Annotated in this window: 23 protein-coding genes; 17 read left to right on the forward strand and 6 right to left on the reverse strand. The window is 66.3% G+C overall.

Going from position 1 to position 24,530, the window contains the following annotated elements:
* Positions 1–22 precede the first annotated feature (22 nt).
* A complete protein-coding gene (locus ACNKW1_RS03230; RefSeq protein WP_418363144.1) occupies positions 23–1,345 on the reverse strand; it encodes an amidase in 1,323 nt (440 codons plus the stop codon).
* Positions 1,346–1,522: 177 nt separating this feature from the next.
* On the opposite strand from ACNKW1_RS03230, the gene ACNKW1_RS03235 reads away from it, so the two are divergent.
* From ACNKW1_RS03235 to ACNKW1_RS03270, 8 genes are all read left to right on the forward strand, one after another.
* A complete protein-coding gene (locus ACNKW1_RS03235) occupies positions 1,523–2,428 on the forward strand; it encodes a LysR substrate-binding domain-containing protein (protein WP_418363145.1) in 906 nt (301 codons plus the stop codon).
* A 46-nt stretch (positions 2,429–2,474) separates the two neighbouring features.
* Positions 2,475–2,987 carry an ureidoglycolate lyase gene (locus ACNKW1_RS03240; RefSeq protein WP_418363146.1) on the forward strand — a complete coding sequence of 171 codons (513 nt, stop codon included), beginning with the start codon at positions 2,475–2,477 and terminating at the stop codon, positions 2,985–2,987.
* A 346-nt stretch (positions 2,988–3,333) separates the two neighbouring features.
* Positions 3,334–3,519, forward strand: coding sequence for a periplasmic nitrate reductase, NapE protein (locus ACNKW1_RS03245; protein ID WP_418363147.1), 186 nt, complete (start codon positions 3,334–3,336; stop codon positions 3,517–3,519).
* Between the two features lie 76 nt (positions 3,520–3,595).
* On the forward strand, positions 3,596–4,822 hold the full coding sequence (gene torC, locus ACNKW1_RS03250; protein ID WP_418363148.1) for a pentaheme c-type cytochrome TorC: 1,227 nt from the start codon (positions 3,596–3,598) through the stop codon (positions 4,820–4,822).
* A 16-nt stretch (positions 4,823–4,838) separates the two neighbouring features.
* Positions 4,839–7,352, forward strand: coding sequence for a trimethylamine-N-oxide reductase TorA (gene torA / locus ACNKW1_RS03255; protein WP_418363149.1), 2,514 nt, complete (start codon positions 4,839–4,841; stop codon positions 7,350–7,352).
* Entirely contained in the window at positions 7,352–8,092 is a 741-nt protein-coding gene (gene torD / locus ACNKW1_RS03260) for a molecular chaperone TorD (RefSeq protein ID WP_418363150.1), read from the forward strand. Before torA ends, torD begins: the two co-directional genes overlap by 1 nt.
* Positions 8,093–8,648: 556 nt before the next feature.
* Positions 8,649–10,124 carry a SulP family inorganic anion transporter gene (locus tag ACNKW1_RS03265; protein WP_418363151.1) on the forward strand — a complete coding sequence of 492 codons (1,476 nt, stop codon included), beginning with the start codon at positions 8,649–8,651 and terminating at the stop codon, positions 10,122–10,124.
* 11 nt (positions 10,125–10,135) lie between these two features.
* Positions 10,136–11,014, forward strand: coding sequence for a universal stress protein (locus ACNKW1_RS03270; protein ID WP_418363152.1), 879 nt, complete (start codon positions 10,136–10,138; stop codon positions 11,012–11,014).
* Positions 11,015–11,016: 2 nt separating this feature from the next.
* Here ACNKW1_RS03270 and ACNKW1_RS03275 read toward each other — a convergent pair whose 3' ends face one another.
* Genes ACNKW1_RS03275 through ACNKW1_RS03285 form a run of 3 tightly spaced genes read right to left on the reverse strand, consistent with a single transcriptional unit; the run spans position 11,017 to position 12,118 of the window.
* Positions 11,017–11,205: a zf-HC2 domain-containing protein gene (locus ACNKW1_RS03275; protein WP_418363153.1), complete on the reverse strand. Its 189-nt coding sequence runs from the start codon at positions 11,203–11,205 to the stop codon at positions 11,017–11,019.
* The gene (locus tag ACNKW1_RS03280) at positions 11,202–11,813 is read right to left on the reverse strand and encodes a sigma-70 family RNA polymerase sigma factor (RefSeq protein WP_418363154.1); all 612 of its coding nucleotides are present in this window, start codon (positions 11,811–11,813) and stop codon (positions 11,202–11,204) included. The genes ACNKW1_RS03275 and ACNKW1_RS03280 overlap by 4 nt, the downstream gene beginning before the upstream one ends.
* On the reverse strand, positions 11,810–12,118 hold the full coding sequence (locus ACNKW1_RS03285; RefSeq protein ID WP_418363155.1) for a DUF3047 domain-containing protein: 309 nt from the start codon (positions 12,116–12,118) through the stop codon (positions 11,810–11,812). Before ACNKW1_RS03285 ends, ACNKW1_RS03280 begins: the two co-directional genes overlap by 4 nt.
* A 157-nt stretch (positions 12,119–12,275) precedes the next feature.
* Between ACNKW1_RS03285 and ACNKW1_RS03290 the strand changes: the two genes are divergently transcribed.
* Positions 12,276–12,569, forward strand: coding sequence for a helix-turn-helix transcriptional regulator (locus ACNKW1_RS03290; RefSeq protein ID WP_418363156.1), 294 nt, complete (start codon positions 12,276–12,278; stop codon positions 12,567–12,569).
* A complete protein-coding gene (locus tag ACNKW1_RS03295) occupies positions 12,566–13,900 on the forward strand; it encodes a HipA domain-containing protein (protein ID WP_418363157.1) in 1,335 nt (444 codons plus the stop codon). Before ACNKW1_RS03290 ends, ACNKW1_RS03295 begins: the two co-directional genes overlap by 4 nt.
* Here the strand turns inward: ACNKW1_RS03295 and ACNKW1_RS03300 are convergent.
* Entirely contained in the window at positions 13,889–14,071 is a 183-nt protein-coding gene (locus tag ACNKW1_RS03300; protein WP_418363158.1) for a hypothetical protein, read from the reverse strand. The genes ACNKW1_RS03295 and ACNKW1_RS03300 overlap by 12 nt on opposite strands.
* Before the next feature lie 163 nt (positions 14,072–14,234).
* Between ACNKW1_RS03300 and ACNKW1_RS03305 the strand changes: the two genes are divergently transcribed.
* The 7 genes from ACNKW1_RS03305 (at position 14,235) to ACNKW1_RS03335 (ending at position 21,456) form a co-directional block, all read left to right on the forward strand.
* Positions 14,235–17,741 carry a class I SAM-dependent DNA methyltransferase gene (locus ACNKW1_RS03305; protein WP_418363159.1) on the forward strand — a complete coding sequence of 1,169 codons (3,507 nt, stop codon included), beginning with the start codon at positions 14,235–14,237 and terminating at the stop codon, positions 17,739–17,741.
* A gap of 4 nt (positions 17,742–17,745) precedes the next feature.
* Positions 17,746–18,210 (forward strand): putative toxin-antitoxin system toxin component, PIN family, encoded by a 465-nt coding sequence (locus tag ACNKW1_RS03310; RefSeq protein ID WP_418363160.1) that lies wholly within the window; start codon positions 17,746–17,748, stop codon positions 18,208–18,210.
* Entirely contained in the window at positions 18,207–18,428 is a 222-nt protein-coding gene (locus ACNKW1_RS03315) for a ribbon-helix-helix protein, CopG family (RefSeq protein WP_418363161.1), read from the forward strand. The genes ACNKW1_RS03310 and ACNKW1_RS03315 overlap by 4 nt, the downstream gene beginning before the upstream one ends.
* 547 nt (positions 18,429–18,975) lie before the next feature.
* Entirely contained in the window at positions 18,976–19,269 is a 294-nt protein-coding gene (locus ACNKW1_RS03320; protein WP_418363162.1) for a BrnT family toxin, read from the forward strand.
* Positions 19,259–19,543 carry a BrnA antitoxin family protein gene (locus tag ACNKW1_RS03325; protein WP_418363163.1) on the forward strand — a complete coding sequence of 95 codons (285 nt, stop codon included), beginning with the start codon at positions 19,259–19,261 and terminating at the stop codon, positions 19,541–19,543. Before ACNKW1_RS03320 ends, ACNKW1_RS03325 begins: the two co-directional genes overlap by 11 nt.
* 181 nt (positions 19,544–19,724) lie before the next feature.
* Positions 19,725–20,546, forward strand: a complete 822-nt coding sequence (locus ACNKW1_RS03330; protein ID WP_418363164.1) for a hypothetical protein — start codon at positions 19,725–19,727, stop codon at positions 20,544–20,546.
* A gap of 145 nt (positions 20,547–20,691) precedes the next feature.
* Positions 20,692–21,456, forward strand: coding sequence for a response regulator (locus tag ACNKW1_RS03335; protein ID WP_418363165.1), 765 nt, complete (start codon positions 20,692–20,694; stop codon positions 21,454–21,456).
* Here ACNKW1_RS03335 and ACNKW1_RS03340 read toward each other — a convergent pair.
* Positions 21,442–24,486, reverse strand: coding sequence for an ATP-binding protein (locus tag ACNKW1_RS03340; RefSeq protein ID WP_418363166.1), 3,045 nt, complete (start codon positions 24,484–24,486; stop codon positions 21,442–21,444). The two genes, ACNKW1_RS03335 and ACNKW1_RS03340, sit on opposite strands and share 15 nt — an antisense overlap.
* Between the last annotated feature and the right edge of the window lie 44 nt (positions 24,487–24,530).

Here is a 24,530-nt window from a genome sequence, read left to right on the forward strand (position 1 = left end):
GTTGGTTGAAATGCGGGAAAAATCAAGCCTGCGCGGGTGCGCGGCCCAGTACGTCGAACCCCCTGCCGATCAGGGACTCGATGTTCAGTGCGATGCCGATCAGGCGCTCTTCGGCCATTGCCGGTCCCATTAACTGAAGCCCAACCGGCATGCGACTGGCGTCCAGCCCCACAGGCAGGGTCAGCGCGCACCAGCCAAAGAGGTTGCTGATCACGGTGTTGCGCAATGCCATCATGTTGGCTTTGCCGTAACTCGCTCCGTCGGCGATGTCTGCCAGGCGCGGCGGCGTAATTGGCACCGTCGGGGACAGCAGGACATCCACGTCGTCATAGACCTGCGCAGCGCCTGCACCACAACGCTTGAGCACAGCCTTGCGACGCAGGTACTCGACCGAGGAAATCGCCTCGGCGCCTTGGACCCGGGCACGAACCACCGGGTCAAGCTGGTCGATCTTCTGCGGGAAGTGTTCGTTCAGATAAGCCGCCAGCTCGGGGGCAGCCAAACCGCCTTGGCGGAAGATCTCGTAGGCTTCCTCGCAATGGGGCAACTGCAGCCGGACAATGCGGGCCCCGGCCTGCGCGAGGCGGTCGACCGTCGCTTCAACGAGCGCGCCAATGCTCGGTTCGATACCCTCCCAGAAGAAGTTCTCGGGAACGCCGATTCGCAAACCAGTCAGCGGTCGAGGCGCACACGGCTTCGGCACCGACCGAGCGCTGGCATCCATGGCCGAAAACGCAAAGGCGAGGTCCTCGACCGTACGCGTGAGCAAACCGGGGGTGTCCAGTGAGGAGGACAAGGGGACGATGCCATTGAGCGACCAGCGACCGTAAGTCGTCTTGAGTCCGACCTGCCCTGTCATCGACGCTGGCACTCGAACGGAGCCAGCGGTATCCGTGCCCAACGCCAGGAAGGCGCTTCCCTGCACCAGGGAGACACCGGCGCCGGAGCTCGATCCGCCTGGCGTCCGGTGCTCTGCGGAGGCCCAAGGATTGAAGGGGGTTCCCCAGTGCGCATTGACGCCAAGACCGCCAAAGGCAAACTCGACGGTGTGTGTCTTGCCGACCACGATGCCGAGTTGCCGCTGCAGGCTCGAAACCACTGGGCCAGCGGTCTCCCAGGCCTCTGGCAACCGCTCGGCACTGCCTGCATACACCGGCAGCCCAGGGACGCCGTAAAGGTCCTTCACCGAAACCGGGATCCCCATCAACGGACCAAGATCCACCCCCTCGGCAAACAGGGCATCGACGGCTTCAGCCAACTTTCGGGCACGTGCGCCGTCCCATGTTTTGTAGGCGTTCAGGCGACTTTCGGAGGCAAGGAAATTCTGCGTACAGCGCTCGATCAACCCGACTGCGGTCTGATCGCGCCGGCGCAACTGGCGAGCGTGCTCCGCCAAGGGCAGGTAGCTGGTGTCCAACAGACTCTCCCGTGATCGCGTGGATGAAGCATTTGTTTCAATTCATCCTACGATCGCGCTACCCTTCGGACAAGCACCCATAAATGAACCGAGTTTTTACGTACCGTGAACAATCGTTTCTCGATCGAAGACCTTCAGGTGTTCTCCGAAGTTGTCAGGACACTCAAATTTTCTCAAGCAGCTCAGAGGCTTGGTGTATCCCCCGCCTTCATCTCAAAGCGCATTCAGGTGCTCGAAGCACAACTTGAGTGCAAGCTCTTTCACCGCTCCACACGCCAAGTTTCGCTCACGGAGCAGGGGGAGCACGTCTATGAGCTTGGTCGATCGATCCTCGACAAGGTGAGCGAACTGCACGAGGAACTCGGCGTGAAGCGCAACGAACCGCGCGGTGTTCTGCGCGTTTCGACGAGCTTCGGCTTCGGCCGCCGGGTGGTGGGTGAGAGCCTCGCGGAGTTCTCACGCAAGTATCCCGAGATCGAGGTTCGGCTCGACGTCCTCGATCATCTGCTCGACCTTGCGCACAACAAGATCGACCTGGACGTACGTATCGGCGATGTGATCTCGCCGCATTACATCGCGAAGCGACTTGCACGTAATCACCGCATCCTGTGCGCTGCGCCGTCGTATCTTGAGCGATGCGGCAGGCCGACAGACCTGAACGAGCTTGCACAGCACAACTGCCTCATCATCAAGGAGCGAGACCACCCCGTCGGGCTGTGGAAGCTGACCCGCCGGGGCCGCAACTACAACGTGAAGGTCAGGGGGTCGCTCGTCACCAACAACGGCGAGATTGCCGTTGCATGGGCACTCGCAGGCCATGGCATCATGTTGCGGTCGATCTGGGACGCTCGCACGCATCTCGAGTCGGGGCTGCTGGTGAACATCCTCCCCGACTACACGCAGGAGGCGAACATCTGGGCCGTCTATCCCGAACGCCTGAGCTCCTCCGCGAAAATCAAGCTTTGCGTGAAGCACATGGAGGAATTCTTCCAGCGCTGGGAACAGCGTTAAAGCGCCCATCCGAAAGATCTCATCCTCACCTTTTGTCGGAAGTGCCATGCCAGTACCGAGTTTCCTGTCCCTGAAGATCGAGCCTCTGACGCACGAGGCATTCGCGCCATTCGGCGAAGTCATCGAAGCCGGAGATCATGCTGAGCGCCTCCTCATCAACGGCGGCAACACCGAGCGCTATCACGATCTGGCTGATCTCGACGCGGGGTCCGATGGGCGGATCATCGTGTCGATCTTCAGGGGACAGCCTCGTACGCTGCCGTTCGAAGTACGGATGCTGGAGCGGCATCCGCTTGGGTCCCAGGCATTCATTCCGATGTCGGGCAGGCCCTACCTTGTTGTCGTAGCTCCCGCAGCCAGTAGCCCTGCCGTCACGGAACTCCGGGCTTTCCTCGCGCGGGGGAGCCAAGGCGTGAACTATCGTGCGGGGGTTTGGCACCACCCCTTGCTTGCACTGGATGGGGTTTCAGACTTCCTGGTGATTGACCGCAAGGGTCCCGGCCAAAATTGTGACGAAGTCACGCTCCAGCCCATCGCTCGCATCGCCGACCCCAGGTAGTGGCGTTTGAGCGGCTCCGATCCATTCAACACCGACGAGCCACCGGACGCTACCCAGCGTCCGTTTCCTTGGCAAGCGGGTAGAGGACTTGCGCCACCAAGTAAGCACGCCCTGCCCGGCACACCATTCGAAGCCCTGCAACCAATTGTTTCTCAGGGCTTTTTCGCGTCCTGGGCGGCCATCTGTTAACGACATTAACTTGCCTGCCGCCGCCATTCACAAATCTCGCCAGCACGTTAACACCCAATTACTAGGATTCAGGGTGTAGTCATTTCATTCCGGCGAGCGCGCGCTTCTTCCCGCATCCGCACTCGCCCGGCGAACTTGCAGACACGGAGAACGAGACGTGAACAATCAAGTCAGTGGGCGTGCGACGACGCCCGGAGCGGAGGAAGCAGGCAGCCGGCGCGAGTGGCCCTCGTTCCTGCTGCTCGCTTTCGTCGGCCTGCCCATCGCCATGACGCTGGCGATCGCGGCGTACGGGTTCATCGTGTGGTTCCTGCAGATCCTGGTCTTCGGCCCACCTTCCTGATTTCACCAGGCAAGGCAGCGTGCCATCCGGCATGTGCCGCCAAACAGGAAATCGGACAACCCGCAGGAGCATCATCATGAAAAAGTTGCTACGGTCTTTTCGGGACCTCTTTCTCAAGCCATCGGTCAGGATCGGGCTCGGCGTGCTCGTCACCGGCGGCTTCGTCGCCGGCGTGCTCGCCTGGCAGGGCTTCAACACCGCGCTGGAAGTGACCAACACCGAGGAGTTCTGCCTCAGCTGCCACACCATGCACGACAACCTGCTGCCCGAACTGCAGAAGACGGTGCACTGGAACAACCGCAGCGGCGTGCGTGCGCGCTGCCCGGATTGCCACGTGCCGCATGATTTCACCGACAAGGTCGCACGCAAGATGCAGGCCAGCCGCGAGGTTTGGGGTCAGATCGTGGGCACCATCGACACGCGCGAAAAGTTCAAGGACCACCGCATCGTGCTGGCCCAACGCGAGTGGAAGCGCCTGTCGGCCAACGGCTCGAAGGAATGTCGCGCCTGCCACGACTACAAGGACATGGACTTCGACAAGATGCGTCCGGCCTCGCAGGTCGCGATGCGCGCAGCCGCCGCCCGCGATCAGAGCTGCATCGACTGCCACAAGGGCATCGCACACCAGCTGCCCGACATGAAGGGCGCGCGCAATCCGGCGTTCGACACCCTGCTCTCCTCCGCCGCCGGACAAGGTGTCGACACCGGCCAGTCCTATTACCTCGTCGCGCCGCAGGATCTGTATGCGGACGAAGGCTTGAGCCAGCGCATCGGTTCGGTCGAGGTGGCGACCCAGGTCAAGGTGCTCGAGACCAAGGGCGACGCTCAACGCGTCGAGCTCGCGCTGTGGCGCAAGAACAAGGGCTATGGTCGCGTCTGGTACAGCCACTTCGGCCTCAACATCACCAGCGCCATCCTCGAGAAGGACATCGCCCAGGACGCCAGCTTCGTGAAGGTGCTCGACACCAGGGAGGACCCGATGACCGGCCTCGAATGGCAGCAGGTCACCGCCACCGCCTGGATGCGCAAGGGCAGCCTGCTCGACAGCGTCGAGCCGGTGTGGACGATCGCCCGCGACAGCTACAGCCGCAGTTGCAGCGTGTGCCACCGCCAGCCCGAGGAAGCGCACTTCGACGCCAACACCTGGCCCGGCCTCTTCGGCGGCATGGTGGGCTTCACGAGCATGGACGACGACACCGCCCGCGTGGTGCTCAAGTACCTCCAGACCCATTCGTCCGATTTCAGCGCATCGCATCACGGCACCGGTTCGCCCGATTCCGCCCTGCAAACCGCGCGTCCCTGATCAGGAGTTGAACACCATGAACTACTCTCGGAGAGGTTTCCTCAAGGCCATGGCGGCAATGTCCGGCAGTGCGCTGGTCGCACCCGGCCTCCTGGCCCCTGCCACCGCCCGCGCCGCCGGCGAGGCAGCGGTAAGCGACGACATCACCACCTGGAAGATCACCGGCTCGCACTTCGGCGCCATGCGGGCCAAGGTGCTCGGCGACCGCGTGGTCGAGATCCATCCCTTCGAACTCGACAAGCATCCGACCAAGATGCTCGACGGCATCCTGGGCATGATCTACAGCCCGTCCCGCGTGCGCTACCCGATGGTGCGCCTGGACTGGTACCGCAAGCGCCACCTCAGCGACACCAGCCAGCGCGGCGACAACCGCTTCGTGCGCGTGGGCTGGGACGAGGCGCTCGACCTGTTCTACGAAGAGCTCGAGCGCATCCAGAAGGACTACGGCCCGTGGGCGCTGCACACCGGCGGCGTCGGCTGGCGCTCGGTCGGCCAGGTGCATAGCTGCGGCAACCACATGGTGCGCGGCGTCGGCATGCACGGCCGCAGCGTAGGCACCATCGGCGACTACTCGACCGGCGCCGGGCAGATGATCCTGCCCTACGTGCTGGGCTCGACCGAGGTGTATTCGCAAGGCACCTCGTGGGACGTGATCCTGCAGGAGAGCAAGCTGGTCGTGTTCTGGGCCAACGACCCGATCAAGAACCTGCAGGTGGGCTGGAACACGGAGACGCACGAGTCCTACGCCTACTTCGAGCAGCTCAAGCAGAAGGTGGCCGACAAGTCCATCCAGGTGATCTGCATCGACCCGGTCAAGAGCAAGACGCTGAACTACCTCGGAGGCGCCGAGCACCAGTACATCAACCCGATGACCGACGTGCCGCTGATGCTCGCCATCGCGCACACGCTGGTGAAGGAAGGCCTGCACGACCAGAAATTCCTCGACACCTACACGCTGGGCTTCGACCGCTTTCTGCCCTACCTGCAGGGCAAGACCGAGGACATGGTCGAGAAGACGCCCGAATGGGCCGCGAAAATCTGCGGCGTGCCCGCCGATCGCATCCGCGAACTCGCCCGCCTGATGGCCAGGCACCGCACCCAGCTCATCTTCGGCTGGGCGGTGCAGCGCCAGCAGCACGGTGAGCAACCCTACTGGATGGGCGCGGTGCTGGCCGCCATGCTCGGCCAGATCGGCCTGCCCGGCGGCGGCATCAGCTACGCGCACCACTACAGCTCGGTGGGCGTCTCCTCGTCGGGCGCGGCCATGCCGGGTGCCTTCCCGCTCAACCTCGACCCCGGCCGCAAACCCAAGCACGACAACACCGACTACAAGGGCTATAGCGCGGTGGTGCCCATCGCGCGGGTCATCGACGCCCTGCTCGAACCGGGCAAGGAGATCGACTTCAACGGCGGCAAGGTCAAGCTGCCGCCGTACAAGATGGCGATCTTCAGCGGCTGCAACCAGTGGCACCGCCAGCCCCAGCGCAACCGCATGAAGGAAGCCTGGCAAAAGCTCGAGACCGTGGTCGCCATCGACTACAACTGGACCGCCACCTGCCGCTTTGCCGACATCGTGCTGCCGGCCTGCACGCCCTTCGAGCGCAACGACCTCGACGGCTACGGCTCGTACAGCAACCGCGGCATCATCGCGATGCAAAAGCTCATCGACCCGCTGTTCCACTCGCGCCCCGACTTCGAGATCTTCCGCGGCCTCACCCGGCGCTTCAACCGCGACGCCGAATACACCCGCGGCATGGACGAGATGCAGTGGGTGGAAAAGATCTACGAGGACTGCCGCAAGGAGAACGGCCTCAAGGACATCGCCATGCCGCCCTTCGCCGAGTTCTGGAAGAAAGGCTACGTGATGTTCCCCGAGGGTAAGCCCTGGGTGCGTCATGCCGACTTCCGCGACGACGCCGAGGTCAACGCCCTCGGCACGCCGTCCGGCTTCATCGAGATCTTCAGCCGCAAGATCGACCGCTACGGCTACGCCGACTGCAAGGGCCACCCGGTGTGGATGGAGAAGACCGAGCGCTCGCACGGCGGCCCCGGCTCCGACCGCTTCCCGCTGTGGTTGCAGTCGGTGCACCCGGACAATCGACTGCACTCGCAGCTGTGCGAATCCGAGCCGCTGCGCGAGACCTACGCCATCGCCGGGCGTGAGCCGGTGTTCATCGGCCCCGAGGACGCCGCCGCGCGCGGCATCCAGCACGGCGACCTGGTGCGGGTGTTCAACGACCGCGGCCAGCTGCTCGCCGGCGCGCACGTGTCGGACAATTTCCCGCGCGGCGTGGTGCGCATCCAGGAAGGCGCCTGGTACGGGCCGACCGGGCCGGAGATCGGCGCCCTCGACACCTACGGCGACCCCAACACGCTGACGCTGGACATCGGCACCTCCAGTCTGGCACAGGCCACCAGCGCCAATACCTGCCTGGTGCAGATCGAGAAGTTCGTCGGCACCGCGCCGGCGGTGACGTCCTTCGGTGGGCCGATCGAGGTCGATCCGGAAGGGCGGGAGGTGAAGGCGTGATGGACAAGCACTCGCAAGACGGCGCGGCTACTGCGCCCGGCACGGCCGAAGCCGCCGACGGCGCAGCGCTCTCCCCGGCTGAGTGGCTGTTCACGAGTACGCAGCGCGCCGGTCTGTACGGCTGGTTCGCCCGCCTGTACGCCGAGGAGGTGTCCGAGCCGCTCTATCGCAGCCACTTCGTGGACGGGGGCTTCGCCCCCTTTGCGGGGCTGGCCGAGCTCGGCCTCGAGGCCGAGGCGAAACGCCTCGACGCAGCGCTCGCCGCGCTGCGCGCCGAGCAACTGCCGCGCCTGGAACTGGCCGCCGACTTCGCCCAGCTCTTCCTGCTCGACGGCAAGACCAGCGCCCTGCCCTACGCCTCGGCCTACGCAGGCACCGACAGCGCCTCGCCGCTCTTCGGCGCGGCCGAGGCGCGCATGCGCGACTTCCTCGCCGCAAGCGGGTTGAGCGTCCAGGCCGACTTCCGCGAACCCGCCGACCACCTCGCCGTGCCGCTGGCGCTGATGGCGGAGCTGGCCGAGGCGGCGTCGAGCGCAGAGGACATCCCCACCGCCGCCGCGACCCAGGCGGACTTCCTGCGCACCGCCTTGCTCGACTGGCTGCCGCGTTTCGTCGAGCGCTGTCAGCAGGCGCGCCCGCGCTTCGACGTCTATCCGGCGCTGGCGGCCTTGCTGCTCGGGTTCGTGCGCGCGGACGTGGCGTTTCTGGAAGATGTGGGCGGTAGTGCGGCAGTCTCCTGAATCGCGCACCCCAGGCCGGGGCAGCGATCAGGCCGCCCGCTGCCGCCTGCGCGACTCCCACCCGAGGCAGGCCAGCCCGACCACCTTAGGAATCGGCCGGCTTCCGGTGCGATAGTGCGCGATCATGCGCCTGGTCATGCCGAGGGATTCGGCTGCGCTCGCAAGTGACAGGCCATTGCGCCATTTCTTGCTGCAGTGCAGCAATACAGTTAATCTTCAGCCTCTTCGTGCGAAGCGTGTGTTTCCCTCGCTCAAGCCACGAAGACGCAACGCCCCGCAACGCATCGACAAGCGACCCATGTAAGCCTTGCCCCAGCCTGCGAGCTGCTCACCCCCTTCCCGCTCGCGCGAGGCTTGCTGCAACGCGTCCGCTTGATCCGTCCCTGCCCGGCTCCCAGCGCCATGACAAGGCGCCACCTTCGCAGCTGCCGCGATGCGAGCGTTCGGGCATCGTGAAGCCCCTCGGGGGCGGTCTAACGCATTGCGAACCCGTCTCGCCCGACTTCATCGCGTCCCTGCCGGGACGCACGCAACCTTGCTGGACCGATAACGACAAATGAAATCCTTCCACCAGGACTGGCTCTCCAATGTCCGCAACGACCTGCTCGCCGGCCTCGTGGTCGCGCTGGCGCTGATTCCCGAGGCGATCGCGTTCTCGATCATCGCAGGCGTCGACCCCAAGGTCGGCCTCTACGCCTCCTTCTGCATCGCGGTGGTCATCGCCTTCACCGGCGGCCGCCCGGGCATGATCTCGGCCGCCACCGGCGCGATGGCGCTGGTGATGGTCACGCTGGTCAAGGAGCACGGCCTCGAATACCTGCTCGCCGCCACCATCCTCACCGGCGTGCTGCAGATCGTCTCCGGCTGGATCCGGCTCGGGCGGCTGATGCGCTTCGTGTCGCGCTCGGTGGTCACCGGCTTCGTCAACGCGCTCGCCATCCTGATCTTCATGGCGCAGCTGCCCGAGCTCACCAACGTGACCTGGCACGTGTACGCGATGACCGCCGCCGGCCTGGGGATCATCTATCTGTTCCCCTACGTCACCAAGGCCATCCCCTCGCCGCTCGTCACCATCGTGGTGCTCACCGCGGTCGCCATCGTTCTCGACCTCGACATCCGCAGCGTCGGCGACATGGGCGAGTTGCCCGACAGCCTGCCGGTGTTCCTGCTCCCCGACGTGCCCCTCAACCTGGAAACGCTGGCGATCATCTTCCCGTACTCGCTGACGCTGATGGTGGTGGGCCTGCTCGAATCGCTGATGACCGCGACCATCGTCGACGACCTCACCGACACCACCAGCGACAAGAACCGCGAGTGCGTCGGCCAGGGCGTGGCCAACATCGCCAGCGGCTTCATCGGCGGCATGGCGGGCTGCGCGATGATCGGCCAGTCGGTGATCAACGTGAAATCCGGCGGCCGCGGCCGGCTGTCGACGCTGTCGGCGGGCCTCTTCCTGCTCGCGCTGCTGATGCTGGTGGGCGACTGGGTGGCGCAGATTCCGATGGCGGCGCTGGTGGCGGTGATGATCATGGTGTCGATCGGCACCTTCGACTGGAACTCGATCCGCAAGCTGCGCGAGAACCCGCCGAGCTCGAGCATCGTGATGCTCGCCACCGTGGCGGTCACCGTCGCCACCCACGACCTGGCGCAGGGCGTGCTGGTGGGCGTGCTGGCCTCGGGCTTCTTCTTCGCGCACAAGGTCGGCCGCATCCTGCACATCCGCTCCGCCGCCGAGGACGAAGGCCGCCAGCGCCGCTATACCGTCAGCGGCCAGGTCTTCTTTGCCTCCGCCGACAACTTCGTTGCCGCCTTCGACTTCAAGGAGGTGATCGACAAGGTGGTCATCGACGTTTCGCGCGCCCACTTCTGGGACATCACCGCGGTCAGCGCGCTCGACAAGGCGGTGGTGAAGTTCCGCCGCGAAGGTACCGAGGTCGAGGTCGTCGGCCTCAACGAGGCCAGCGCGACCATGGTCGACAGGTTCGCCGTGCACGACAAGGACGGCGCCGACGACTTGTTGACGGGCCACTGAGGGGAAGCCGCATGAACAAGCAAGACAAGAAAGTGCTGGCCTGCGTGGATCAGTCCCACTTTGCTGACACCGTCGCCGACTACGCTGCCTGGGCCGCACGCCGCATGGACGCGCCGCTCGAGCTGCTGCACGTGATCGACCGCCACCTCGAGCAGGGCTCGGGCGAAGACCATAGCGGCGCGATCGGCATCAACGCGCAGGAACATCTGCTGAGCGCCCTCAGCGACAAGGACGCCGCCGTCGCCCGCGCCAAGCGCGAACAGGGCCGCCTCTTCCTCAACCGTCTGCGCGAGCGCGCGCTGGCCGCAGGCGCGCCCGCGGCCGACATGCGCCAGCGCCACGGCGCCCTCGACGACACCCTGGCCGAGCAGGAAGACAACGTGCGCCTCTTCGTCTTCGGCCGCCGCGGCGCCTCGGCCGAGGCCATGCAGCCGGGGAGTTCAAACACGCTGGGCCGCAACGTCGAGCGCGTCGTGCGCGCCATCCACAAGCCCATCCTCACCGTAACCGAGGGCTTCAAGGAACCCGAGCGCGTGATGCTCGCCTTTGATGGCACCTCGGTCACCCGCAAGGGCGTGGACATGATCGCCAACAGCCCGCTGTTCAAGGGCCTGCCCATCCACATCGTGATGGCCGGCAAGAAGAGTGCGGACACACCCAGGCAGCTCGCCTGGGCCAAGGACACGCTTACCGCCGCGGGTTTCGAGGTGGTCGCCGACGTCCTCCCCGGCGACCCCGAGACGGTGATCGCCCGCGAGGTCAAGGCGCGCAACATCGACATGCTGCTCATGGGCGCCTATGCGCACTCGCCGCTGCGCGCGCTGATCTTCGGCAGCAAGACCACCGACCTGCTGCGCGCTGCGACGGTTCCGACACTGCTGCTGCGCTGAGACTAGCCCTTGCCGCCCTCGCGCAGCCGCTTGGCGGCGAGGCGCAACACATCCAGATGCTCGCCGTAGTTCGAGCACCCCTTGCACATTGCCGTATGCACCTTCAGTGACAACCGCTCGCGCAGGCTGAGCGTGCGCTCGTAGCGCTCGGACATGAGCCGGGTCGCATCCTTGCAGTTCATCATCTTCATCGGGCCTCTCCCAGGAACCAGCGATTTTCCAGACACAGGCGCAGCCCGAGCCGAGCGCGGTGCAGGATGACGAAGCAGTTGTTGCGGGTGATGCCCAGCACCGCGCAGATCTCGGCGGTCTCGAGTTCGAGGAGCTCGCGCATCGTGTAGACGCGGGCGATGCGCTCGGGCAGGTTGTTCATGCAGATGTCGAACACCCTCCAGAAGGCGTCCTGCTCGAACGCGGCTTCCGGGTCGGACCAGGTCGCGGGGCGATCCTCAGGGTTCCAGTGCCCTCCCCGCTTGAACAGCACATCGAACGCCTCCAGCCCGGCGTCCATTTCCGACGACCCGACAAGGTCCGAGCCGCAGATCTCGCGCGACGACGCACGGATGTGATCAACGATCTTGTTGCGCAGGATCGCGAACATCCAGGTCTTGAACGCCGACCGCCCAGCGAAGCTTCTCGCGCTCGTCATCGCCGCCATCAGCGCCTCCTGCACCATATCCTCGGCGGCGGCTGCGTCACGCAACTGCATGCGTGCAAAGCGCAGCATGTCGCGCCGGATCGCGGTGATCGAGGCGTCGTCCCAAAGTGGGCTTGCGGCCTGTGCGCTGGCCTCGCTCATTCTTCGCTCCTGTCGGGTGCTACCTGATCATCGCGCCTCGTCGCAGATTCGGGCACGATACACGCCTCGTCCCGCGCCACATAGTCGTCGCCGGCCTTGGTGTCGCCGGCCTTGGTCGTCATGTCGGCGGTGGCCAGGGGCGCATCGACACGCCACAGCCAGAACAGGTGCGGCGTCGCCTCGAGGTCGATTTCGATGGGGCGGCCGAGCAGGGCCATGCTGCGCTCGGCGACCGCCTCGGCGGCGGAAACGCCGTCCCAGGTCCTGAGCGCGTACTGCGTGCGCGCACTTCGCTCACAGCACATGCTCCGTCGCGTCACGCAATCCACTATTTTACGCCTACCATAATAGGCGCAATATACCCATCAATGTACCGCACAATTTATTCACCTACTTTAATAGGTGTATTGTCGATTCATGGGCCTGAATCGCCTATACTCCTACGGTCTTGGGAGTATTTTCATGGCGCGTCGTGTTGTCCCTACCCCCTTCCCCACCGATCCGCAGCTCACAACGCCTGACGCACTCGGGGCGGCCATTCGTGCGGCTCGCACCGCCAGCGGACTGACACTCGAAGAAGCGGCACTGGCGGTGAGTATCGCCAAACAGACCCTGGGCGACCTGGAGGCAGGCAAGCCAAGCGTCGGACTGGGGATCGCCCTGCGGGTGGCGAAGGCCCTTGGTGTGAGCCTCTTCATCGCGCCGGCGGGCGACGCCGGCACGATCGTGCAGCGCATCCGCGAGGCGCGTGAATGATGAAGCTCGACGTGCTGATGAATGGCGAGCTCGCGGGCACGCTGAGCTACACGGCGCAGACGCACCGCTATGCGTTCCACTACAGCCCGGCGTGGCTGACCCGCAAGGCGCGCTACGCCCTCGGCCCGACCTTGCCGCTCGAAGTCGACGAGACAATGACGGAGGAGCGCCACAGCGCCTTGGTGCGCCAGTTCTTCGAGAATCTGCTGCCCGAGGGGCAGGCGCTCGATGACGCGGCAAGCACGCACAAGCTCTCGAAGGGCAACCTGATGGGGCTGCTGGCGGCACTGGGCGGAGAGACCGCCGGGGCGCTGCAATTGCGCCTCCCCGGGACGGACGTAACACCGGCAGCAGCGACTCGCCGCCCGCTGTCACATGCGGAACTCTCGGCGCGCATCCGGGCACGCCCCTTTCAGCCCTTCTCTGTCTGGGACGGCCGCGTGCGGCTATCCATCGCCGGCTTTCAGGACAAGATTGCCGTCTTTGAGGAGGACGGTCAGTGGGCGCTTGTCGAGGGCGGGCAGCTCGCCTCTACCCACATCCTCAAGCCCGAGCCGGTCACCGCGCAGCTTGCCGGACTCACCGCCAACGAATACTTCTGCATGCGGCTCGCCCAGTGGGCAAAGCTGCCTGTCGCCGAGGTCGCGCTCGTGCACGTCCCCGAGCCGGTGCTGGTCGTGAAGCGTTTCGACCGTGAACGTGGCGCAGGGCACGTTGCGCGCCGGCACATCATCGACGGCTGCCAGGCGCTGGGTTTGTCGTCGGCGCTCAAGTACGAGCGCCCCTACGGCGACACCCGAGATGTGCGCGACCTGCGCGAGGGGGCGTCGCTGCCGATGCTCTTCGCGCTCCTCGAGCACTGCGCACGGCCTGCCGCGGAACGGCTTGCCCTGCTGCGCTGGACCCTCTTCCAGGTGCTGATCGGCAACACCGATGCGCACGCGAAGAACCTCTCCTTCTACCTGGACCGTGAAGGGCTCTCGCTCGCCCCGGCCTACGACCTCGTCTGCGGACTCGCCTTCGGCGGCGAGCAACTCCTCGACACCTACGCCATGGCCATCGGCAACGCCTTTCACGCGCAAGCGCTGTCACCGTACGAGTGGGCCAACTTCGCGCACGCCTGCGCGCTGCCCTTCCGCCAGGTGAGCACCGAGCTTGCGCGCATGGCCCAGCGCGTGCGCGACGGCCTGCCAAAGGCCTGCGAGGATGCGCGAGCCGCCGGGGTGGCGCCCCAACTCATCGAGCAGTTGCGCACCTTGGTTGCCGCCGAGTGCGAGCGCCAGGCCGGCATGGCACCCGCGGTGGCGAAGGTCGATTCATCACTTTTCTGAATCTTCCGAACCGCCACGCACCACGTCGCGCGACAAGCGGATCGTGGGCTTGGCCGCCTCCCACTCCGCGTCCGTGTAGGGGATCGCATCCGGATCCGACAGCGCAGCCGCCGTGATGACGGCATCTTCTTCGGCGCTCGGGTGCGGGGTTCCCGTCTTAAGCTTCGGCATAACGTTTGACCTCTCGCTGGTTGGCCTTTCGAAGGCTGATCACCCGCCAGCCTTCCGGACGATCCACGAAGACGACGTAATACCGGATCTATCCGACGACCGACATGTTGACTCATCGTACCGACCCCACCGCGCCCGCTACAATCCCCGCGTCCCAACCCGAATGCATGCGCCCCCTGTGACCTCGTCATCCGCCTCGCCCCAGCCCGCCGACAGCGCCACCCCCGCCGCCCTCGACACCTTCATCGCCCGCTGGCAGCACGCCGGCGGCAGCGAGCGCGCCAACTACCAGCTCTTCCTCACCGAGCTGTGCGAACTCCTCGGCCTGCCGCGCCCCGACCCCGCTGGCGACGACACGCGCGACAACGCCTACGTGTTCGAGCGCCGCGTGGTGATGCGCCAGCCCGACGGCAGCGCCAACAACGGCTTCATCGACCTCTACCGCCGCGGCGCCTTCGTGCTCGAGGCCAAGCAGACTGGCCGCACGCTCGACACCTCGGGCTGGGACAAGGCCATGCTGCGTGCCCACAACCAGGCCGACCAGTACGCCCGCGCCCTGCCCGCCGACGAAGGCCGGCCGCCCTTCATCCTCGTCACCGACGTCGGCCGCAACATCGAACTGTACGCCGAATTCAGCCGCTCGGGCGCCACCTACACGCCCTACCCCGACCCGCGCAGCCACCGCATCCGCCTCGAAGACCTGCGCCGCGACGACATCCGCCAGCGCCTGCGCGACGTCTGGCTCGACCCGCTCAGCCTCGACCCCGCCCGCCGCTCCGCCCGCGTCACCCGCGAGATCGCCGACCGCCTCGCTTCGCTCGCCAAGTCGCTCGAGGCCGCCGGCCACCCGCCGCAGCAGGTCGCCGGCTTCCTGATGCGCGCGCTGTTCACCATGTTCGCCGAGGACGTCGGCCTGCTGCCGCCGCGCGCCTTCACCGAGCTGCTCGAAAGCCTCAAGGGCGAGCCGCACACCTTCGCGCCCATGCTCGAGCACCTGTGGCAGAACATGAACACCGGCGGCTTCTCGCCCATCCTGCGCAACAAGGTGCTGCGCTTCAACGGCGGCCTGTTTTCCGAAGCCAGCGCCATCCCGCTCGACCGCGACCAGCTCGAACTGTTGCTCAAGGCCTCCGAGGCCGACTGGCGCTACGTCGAACCCGCCATCTTCGGCACCCTGCTCGAACGCGCGCTCGACCCCCGCGAGCGCCACAAGCTCGGCGCCCACTACACCCCTCGCGCCTATGTCGAGCGCCTGGTGCTGCCCACCGTCATCGAACCGCTGCGCGCCGAATGGCGCGAGGTGCAGGCCGCCGCCCTCACCTACGAGCAGCAGGGCAAGCACAAGGAGGCGGTCGCCGAGATCCGCAGCTTCCACCGCCACCTGTGCGCCGTGCGCGTGCTCGACCCGGCCTGCGGCAGCGGAAATTTTTTGTATGTGACGCTGGAACACCTCAAGCGCCTCGAAGGCGAAGTGCTCAACCTGCTGCACGACCTCGGCGAATCGCAGGGCCTGCTCGAACTCGAAGGCGTCACCGTCGACCCGCACCAGTTCCTCGGCCTCGAGATCAACCCGCGCGCCGCCCGCATCGCCGAGATGGTGCTGTGGATCGGCTATCTGCAATGGCACTTCCGCACCCACGGCTCGGTGAACCCGCCCGAGCCGGTGCTACGCGACTTCCGCAACATCCAGCACCGCGACGCGCTGATCGAGTACGAGCGCGAGGAGCCGGTCACCGACGAGGCGGGACGCCCGGTCACGCGCTGGGACGGCCTCACATACAGGAAGAGCCCGATCACCGGCGAGGACATCCCGGACGAGACCGCGCAGGTGGTGCAGATGCGCTACGTGAATCCGCGCAAGGCCGAGTGGCCGCAGGCGGATTACATCGTGGGGAATCCGCCGTTCATCGGCAAACTCAATATCCGTGGCGCCCTTGGCGACGGCTACGTCGACGCATTGCGAGGGGCATATTCCGAAGTGCCCGATTCCGCCGACTTCGTAATGTATTGGTGGCACATTGCGGCCGAAGCCGTAAGGACTGGGAGTGCCCGCCGCTTTGGATTCATTACGACGAACTCGATCCGACAGACATTCAATCGTCGAGTTGTGGAAGCCCACTTGAAAGCCTCCAATCCAATCTCGATCGGCTTTGCCATTCCTGATCATCCTTGGGTTGATGCTGTTGATGGTGCGGCTGTTCGGATTGCAATGACTGTGGGGCAGCCAGGAGGGACCACTGGCGAGTTGCAGCTCGTACAGGATGAGAGGAACGGCGACAGTTCAGCGAACGATATCCAATTGGAGGCGCATATCGGACGCGTCAACTCTGATCTGAGCATCGGCGTTGATGTCACGTGCGCGAAGCCGTTGATGGGCAACCGGAAGCTAAGCGCGACGGGAGTCATTCCGCATGGCGTTGGGATGCTCCTAACGACTGATCAACAAGCGCAGCTCGAACCGGATGCGCCGATTCGTCCATACAGAAACGGAAAGGACTTAACGGATAGGCCTCGGGGATTACTCGTCATCGACTGTTATCCACTCTCATCTGAAGAAGTTCGTTTAAGGTTTCCAAAGCTTTACCAATGGCTCCTCGATCGGGTAAAGCCGGAAAGGGACCTGAACAGAGATAAGGATCTGAGAGAAAAATGGTGGCTTCACCGCCGTAACAATGAAGATCTGAGACGGTCGATCTCCGGTCTCGACTACTACATTGCCACCGTGATGACGGCAAAGCACAGAGTCTTCCAGATGCTTCGGGGCTGCATTCTTCCCGATCAAATGCTTGTCGCAATCGCATTGAATAACGGCGTGAGTCTCGGCGTTCTATCCTCACGAATTCACGTCGTTTGGGTGCTTGCTACCGGTAGTCGGCTCGGCGTGGGTAACGACGCTCGCTACAACAAGACCCGCTGCTTCGAAACATTCCCCTTCCCCGACCCCACCCCCGACCAAGCCGCCCGCATCCGCGACCTCGCCGAGCAGCTCGACGCCCACCGCAAGCGCCAGCAGGCGCAGCACCCCGAGCTGACCCTCACCGGCATGTACAACGTGCTCGAGAAGCTGCGCGCGGGCGACACGCTGACGCCCAAGGAGCGCACGATCCACGAGCAGGGGCTGGTGTCGGTACTGCGCGAGCTGCACGACGCGCTCGACAGCGCGGTGTTCGAGGCCTACGGCTGGGGCGACCTCGCCGCCGAGCTCGTCGGCAAGCCCGGCGCCACCACGCCGCTGCCCGACAAGCCCGAGGCCCAGGCCGCCGCCGAGGAAGAGCTGCTGCGCCGCCTGGTCGAGCTCAACGCCGCCCGCGCCGTCGAAGAAGCCCGCGGCCTGGTGCGCTGGCTGCGCCCCGACTACCAGAACCCCGGCGCCACCTCAGCCACGGCCACCGCTACCACCCCCTCCCAGGTCGAAGCCGACCTCGGCCCGGCCGAAGAGGCCGAAGCCTCCGCCACGCCCGCGACCAGCGGCAAGGCCGCGTGGCCCAGGGGCATGCGCGAACAGGTCGCCGCCGTGCGCAGCGCGCTGGCCCACCAACCGCTCCCCGCCGAGGCCATCGCCGCCCGCTTCAAGCGCACGCCCCGCGCCGGCGTGCAGGCCGTGCTCGAAGCGCTGGAGGAGCTGGGCATGGTCGCGCTCGAGGACGGCGCGTATCGGTTGCAGGGGTGACTGCATGAGCCGTCTTGTCCGGGAATCTGACAGCACCTATGCTGTCAACGTCGTGCCAGTCGTCATCGACACGAATGTCTTCGTCGCGGCTTTGCGCTCAGCGGGAGGTGCGTCGCGACAGGTGCTGCGCCGCGCGTTGTCAGGAAATCTCCAGGCATTGTTCGGGAACGCACTCTGGCTGGAATACAACGATCTGCTCGGTCGGCCGGTGTGGGGCGATGCAACGAGCCTGGCTGAGCGAGAACAGGTGCTGGCGGCGCTTGCACACCGAGGGCGATGGGTTTCGGTCTATTTCGGCTGGCGCCCGAATCTTCCTGACGAGGGCGACAACCATCTTTTCGAACTGGCGCTTGCCGGGAATGCAGCTGCAATCATCACCCATAACGTCCGGGATGTCGGGCGGGGTGAGCTGAAGCTCGGTGCCCTGCGCGTGATGACGCCTGCTGAAGCATTGAAGGAGTGGCCATGAGCACTTTGACGATTCGATTGCCCGACGACACTGCCGCCAGGCTAAAGGCCCTGGCACACAGCCGCGGACAGAGCATGAACAAGCTGATCGAAGAACTCAGCGCGCAGGCGCTTGCCGCGTGGGATACGGAGAATCACTTTCGTGCCCTTGCGGCCACGGGCGACGTTCGAGCCGCGCTCGCGGTTCTGGACCGGCTCGATGCTGCGGATCGCGATTAGAGGCGGGAGCACGGAGAAACGCGGAAATACACCGATTACGAAGAACCATCGATCACCCGGAAGGCGATCGGGTGAGAGGGGGTGTTGAAATGTGGTCTTTGCTGATAACGATATTCGTTGCGGGTGTCGTCGCCCCGATCGCCGGGATCATGGTGCTCTCGTTTTTCGGAAAGCTCGGATGGCCCTTATTGGGCGTGATTGCCGCTGTATGCGTAGGCTTGGGCATCATCAACGATCGAATCAAGAAGCTGTGACCTTGCCGATTGCGGGCGCTGTCCGCACAGGCCGACAGTGACGAAAAACGGAAAAACGGGGACGCGGAAAAACGGGGACGTACCCCCGGAAAACGGGGACGTACACCAGTTGCGCCCCTCACGCCCCCCGCCGGCGTGCAGGCCGTGCTCGAAGCGTTGGAGGAGCTGGGCATGGTGGTGCTCGAGGACGGTGCGTATCGGTTGCAAGGGTGACGTCGCTTCTTGAAGTGCTTAAGTGCATCTACAAAAAACTTGCATTCAACAATTAACGTATCTACATTAAACGCATCAACATGCGGCTGATCTGGGACGAGGCAAAGCGCCGGGCCAATCTGGCCAAACATGGACTGGATTTTTCTGCGGCAGGCGAGGTGCTCGATTCCCGCTATCGGCTGGATATTCCAGTTCGACGCGCAGGCGAACGCCGCATGATGTCCATTTCTTACGCACTAGGCTTTCTGGCGGTACTGACGGTGGTGCATACCGGGCGCGAGGGTGCAGCACGCGTGATCAGCTTTCGCAGGGCAAGTCGGGAAGAACGCGAGGTATACGATGAGTGGCTCGAAAACGAATGCGATGAAGCGTAAGGCCGTACTGGAGGCGGTACGCGCCATACCGCCGGCGCAGGATTTTGTGTGGGACGGTTCGGATGAGGATGACCGCCCCGCGACCGCTGCCGAGCTGGCCGCAGGCATCGAGGCGACCCGGCGCAAACGGGGACGCCCAGCGGGTTCAGGCACCAAGGAACAGGTCGCGATCCGCATCGATCACGACATCCTCGAGGCCTTCCGCGCGGGTGGGCCGGGATGGCAGACGCGAATGAATGACGCGCTGCGCGAATGGGTCAAAACACGCCTTTAGTCTTTATCTTCCGACGAAAAACTGGGACATCCCCAGTTGCGCCCGTGCACGCCTGCGGGCACATCGGGCGGCTACCAGAAACGGAAGGAAGCCGTAGGCTGGCCGCGCAAAAAGCCGGGCCTGGACTCGAAGGACTTCACAAAGCTGTATAAAATATCAGTCCACCTCAGGAAGACTGAAGATGACTCACGATCAGATGACCCTGTTCGCGGCCCCGGCCGCGCACGCCGAGTCGCCGCTCGCGCGTCGCAAGCCCGCCCGCAGACCGGCCCGCGCACGCGTGTCCGCCACGGACGAAGGCGCCATGCTGCTGGCTTTACCCTTGCCGCCCCCCATGATCGAGCCGATCGGCGCCGACGCGGACAGGGCTGCCGCAGCGGTCTGTTTCGCCCCTCTGCCCCTGAACATTCCCGTTTGCCCGCCCTCAACGCCCCCTCTCGAAGCCACCTCACCCATGCCCGAAGCCACCGACTCCCAGCCCCCCACCCACTCCCAGCCCGCAACTCCCGCCATCGACGATGCCCCCGCCACCCGCACCGACCGCCTGTGGCAACTGGACGGTTGGACAGCGCGCGTGATCAAGAACCAGGAAGACGACGGTTGGGCGGTGGAAATGCTCAAGGATGGCGAGGCCGAGCCCGCGCTGGTCGGGCCGTGGACCATGGGCCGCGACAAAAAGAACCCCAAACCGCTCGACCAGGCTGCCTTCAACACCTTGGTCAAGACCGCGACCGAGGTGCTGCAGCGCCACGCACAGCAGGCACACGCGATGCTGCACAAGTCGCTCACCGTGTTCGCGCTGGATGCGCAGTGGGAGGTCCGCCTCGACATCACGCCCGACGAATACGAGCCCTTTGCAATCCTGAGTGCACTCGACGAGGCCGGCGAAGAGGTCGCGCAGGTGCGCGTGGCGCCCGACTTCCGCCTCAACACCGCGAGCGCGACGGCCTGGATCGTCAGCGGCTTCGCGCGCCCCGGGGGCAAGGCAGCGTTCGATTATTGAGGCAGGCGGACCCGAGTCGCCGCGCAGGCAGGACAACCGCGCGCCCATCTTCGGCCCGTGCATCACGGCCGCAACACGCGTCGCCGCTCGGTCACGGCCAGCGCTTGGCCTTAGAATGGTGGCTCGCATCCAGCCCTGTCCAAGCATGTCGCCCAACGCCGAACCCAGCACCGCCACCCTGCTCGTTGTCGACGACGACCTGGTCACCCAGGCCCGGCTCGATGCCTACTTCTCGCAGGAAGGCTATCGGGTGCTGCTGGCCGGCGATGGCGAGGCGTTCTGGCGCGCATTCGAGCGCAGCGGCGCCGACCTCGTGCTGCTCGACATCAACCTGCCCGGGCAGGACGGTCTGTCACTGGCGCGCGAGTTGCGGGCCCGGGCGCCGGGCATCGGCATCATCCTGCTCACCAGCCGCAGCGACGACATCGACAAGATCGTAGGTCTGGAGGTGGGTGCGGACGACTACGTCACCAAGCCGTTCAACCCGCGCGAGTTGCTGGCGCGGGTCAAGAGCCTGCTGCGCCGCACGACCGGTGCGCGCCAGACCGACGCCGGCGAAGTCTTCCATTTCGCCGGCTGGGCCCTGGACCTGCCGCGCCGCCGCCTGAGCGACCCGCACGGCGCCGACGTGGCCCTGACGCGTGGCGAGTTCGAGCTGCTGGCACTGCTGGTGCGCAACCCGGGCGAGGTCCTCAACCGCGACCGCCTGTCACGCGCCGTCAGCGGCCACGACTGGTCGCCGCAGGACCGCACGGTGGACGTGCTGGTGCGCCGCCTGCGCGCCAAACTCGACGCCGCCGAGCGCACGGAGTCGCTGATCACCACCGTGCGCAGCGAAGGCTACCGGCTGGCGGTCGACACCGAGTCTGCACGCAGCAGCGCGTCCGTCCCGGATTCAGGGCGCGACTGAGCCGGCGCGCCACGCCTCCAGCGACCGCAGCGACTGCGCGTACGCATCGGCCAGCGCCCTCGCGCGCGCGTCCAGTTCGCCTGCCGCGGCAATCGTGGCGATCTCCTGCTCGAGCTGCGCGGCCGCCTCGCCCAGGCGCCTGAGCCCGACGTTGGAGGCCGCGCCCCGCAGCTTGTGCGCCAGCAGCCTGCACTGCTCCGCATCACCGGCCACGGCGGCGGCGCGCAGCGCCTGCACAAGCCCATCCCCCTGGCTGCGAAACACCGCGAGGATGCGGTCGAGCACCTCAGGCCCAAGCGCCACCGCCTCGCCGCGCAGAAAGTCGACATCGACCCACGGGGTGATGCCACCCGCACCTTGCGCCCCTTCCTCGTCCACCTCCTCGTCCACCTCCCCGTCCGCCTCCTTGCCCGCGCCCGGCCGTTGAGCCTCTTGCGCGGCACCGTCATGCACCTCGGCTGCCCCGCCCTCGATCGCCCCCCCAATCAACCCCGCCAGCACGGCGCACAGGCGCTCGCGCGTGAAGGGCTTGGACAGGAAAGCGCCAAATCCGGCCGCGAGCAGACCATCCACCTCGGCCCGGGGCAGATGCGCGGACATCAGCACCGCCGGCGTCTGCGCATGCTCGGGCAGCGCGCGCAGGCGGGCCAGCATCTCACGACCGTCGCCATCGGGCAGGTTCATATCGATGAGCGCCGCATCAAACGCCCGCCCGGCCAGTGCCCGCAGCGCCGACTGGATGTCCGGCGCGCAGACCGGCCGCTGCCCCAGCCCCTGCAGGAAGCGCTCCACCACCATGCGGTTGACCTCGTCGTCCTCCACCACCAGCACCCCGTGCCCGGGGGCGAGCGCAGCCGCCACCGCAGCGACCTCGGCGGCCCTGGTGGCCGCGACCCGGGGCGCCACTGCGGCCACCCCGACCGGCGAAGCGAGCGGCAACGCAAAGCGCACCGTCGTCCCCTGCCCCGGCGCGCTCACCAGCGAGATCTCGCCGCCCATCGCCCGCACCAGACGCCGGCACACCGCCAACCCCAGCCCGGTGCCCGCGTGGTGGCGGCCGTGGTCGCGCACCTGTACGAAGGGCTCGAACACTTCCGCCTGCCGTGCAGGGTCGATACCGATACCGTGATCCTCGACCTCGAAGCGCACGCGCCCGTCCTCCCTGCCGGAACGGACGCGGACGGTCACCGCCCCCTCGTCGCTGAACTTGATCGCATTCCCCACCAGGTTGAGCAGGATCTGGCTCAGCTTGCGCCGATCGCCCAGCACCTGCTCCGGCAGCGCCGGGTCGATGTCTGCCACCAGCGCCAGCCCGCGCGCCGATGCGCGCGTGCCCTGCACCGCGAACACATCATTGACCGCATCGCGCAGGCTGAAGGCGAGCGTATCCAGATGCACGCCGCCGGCCTCGATGCGGGCGAAGTCGAGCATGTCCTCGAGCAGCTCGAGCAGCAGCGTGGCTGCGGCGCGCATCTGCGCCAGATACTGCGCGCGCTCGGCGGGCGCAGGCGCGCCCTCGAGCAGTTCGATCAGGCCGAGGATGCCCGCCATCGGAGTGCGCAGCTCGTGGCTCACCGTGCCCAGGAAGGCGGTCTTGGCGTGGTCGGCCTTCTCGGCGGCGACGCGCGCGCTGGCGTGCTCGGCCATCTCGTGGGCGAGCGCGCTGTTGGCCGCGCGCAGCTCGGCGGTACGGGCCAGCACCTGGTCCTCGAGTTCCTGCTGGTGCTGGCGCAGCGCCGCTGCGAGGCGGTCGCGCTCGATGGCGTCGTTGCGGAAGCGCTCGAGCGCCCGCGACAGCGAGGCCAGCGCATCGTCGCCGGCCGTGTCGATGTTCACGTCGCGCTGCCCGGCCGCCAGCGCCAGAGTGGCACGCTCGAGCGCGAGCAGCCGGCCCAAGGTGTGCCGGCGCAGCACCTGCACGCCCACACCGGCCGTGACCAACAAAAGCACCGCCGCGATGATGCCGAAGGCGATCAGCCCCGAGGTGGCACTGGCCTCCGCTGCCGTGCCCGCCGCCGCGAGGATGCGGCCGCCGCGGTGAATCAGCTCGCCCGCGAGCGCATCGAGCGCAGTGGTGAGGATGCCCACCTCGTTCTGCAAGCCCTCGCTGCGCGCACGCAGGTCGATCTCGCGGCTGCGCAGCGCAAATGCACCCTCGTTGGCCAGCGCAGCGGCGAGCACGCCGTGAAGGCGCTCGCCCTGCGCGCGCACCACCGGGTCGGGGATGTCGCGCAGGCGGCGCTCGAGCACGACCAGCTCGCGGTCGAACTCGGCACGCGCGGCGGCGAGGCGCTCGGGCGAGTCGACCTCGTCGAGCCGCTCGCTCAGGAAGGCGAGCGCATGCACGGTGAGCGCGAGCTCGTGCATGCGCTCGAGCGTGTCGAGATCGAGGTCGAGCAGGCGGTCACGCGCCGCGGCGCGGTCCCGCGGTGCGAGGGCGCCGGCCGCGTCGTGGGCCTCGGACTGGAACAGGCCGGTGAGCGTCGTCACCAGCAGCGCAGTGGCGTTCTCCGTATGCATGCGCGCGAGCTCGTCGAGCCCGTCGATGGCCTCGCGCAGGCTGCCGGCTACGCGCTCGCGCGCCGAGCGCAGCGCGAGCCGTGCGCCGATGGTGTCACCCATCGCATCGAGCCGCACCGAGAGGGCCTCGCCGGTGGCCTGCAGGCGCGCGCGCAGTTCGGGCTCGACATGGGGCGACTCGAGCGCGGCGAGGCGTTCGCGGATGCGCCCCGATTCGTTCTCGAGCACCGCGCGCAGCTCCTGCAGCTCGGCGATCGAATCCACCCGCGCCAGCCGCGGCGCCAGCGCGGCCAGGCGGGCGTTGCCGCGCACCACCTCGTGCAGCGCATCGGCCGCGGGCAAGGTCTCGCGCACGATGGCCTGCTGGCTGCCCACCACGCGCTGGAAGCTGAACCAGCCGACCACCGCGACCAGCACCGTAGCCAGCGCGCCGAGGAACAGTGCCAGCATCAGGCGTTCGCGCAGGCCGAAGCGGCGCGGGGCGGGTTTCACGTAAGATTGGGCGCTCATGGTTCATGGGCGGCAGGCCATCCGGCCCGGCACACCGCAGACAG

Origin of the sequence: Thauera sp. WH-2 (genome assembly GCF_048321015.1) — a bacterium.
Lineage (GTDB): Bacteria > Pseudomonadota > Gammaproteobacteria > Burkholderiales > Rhodocyclaceae > Thauera.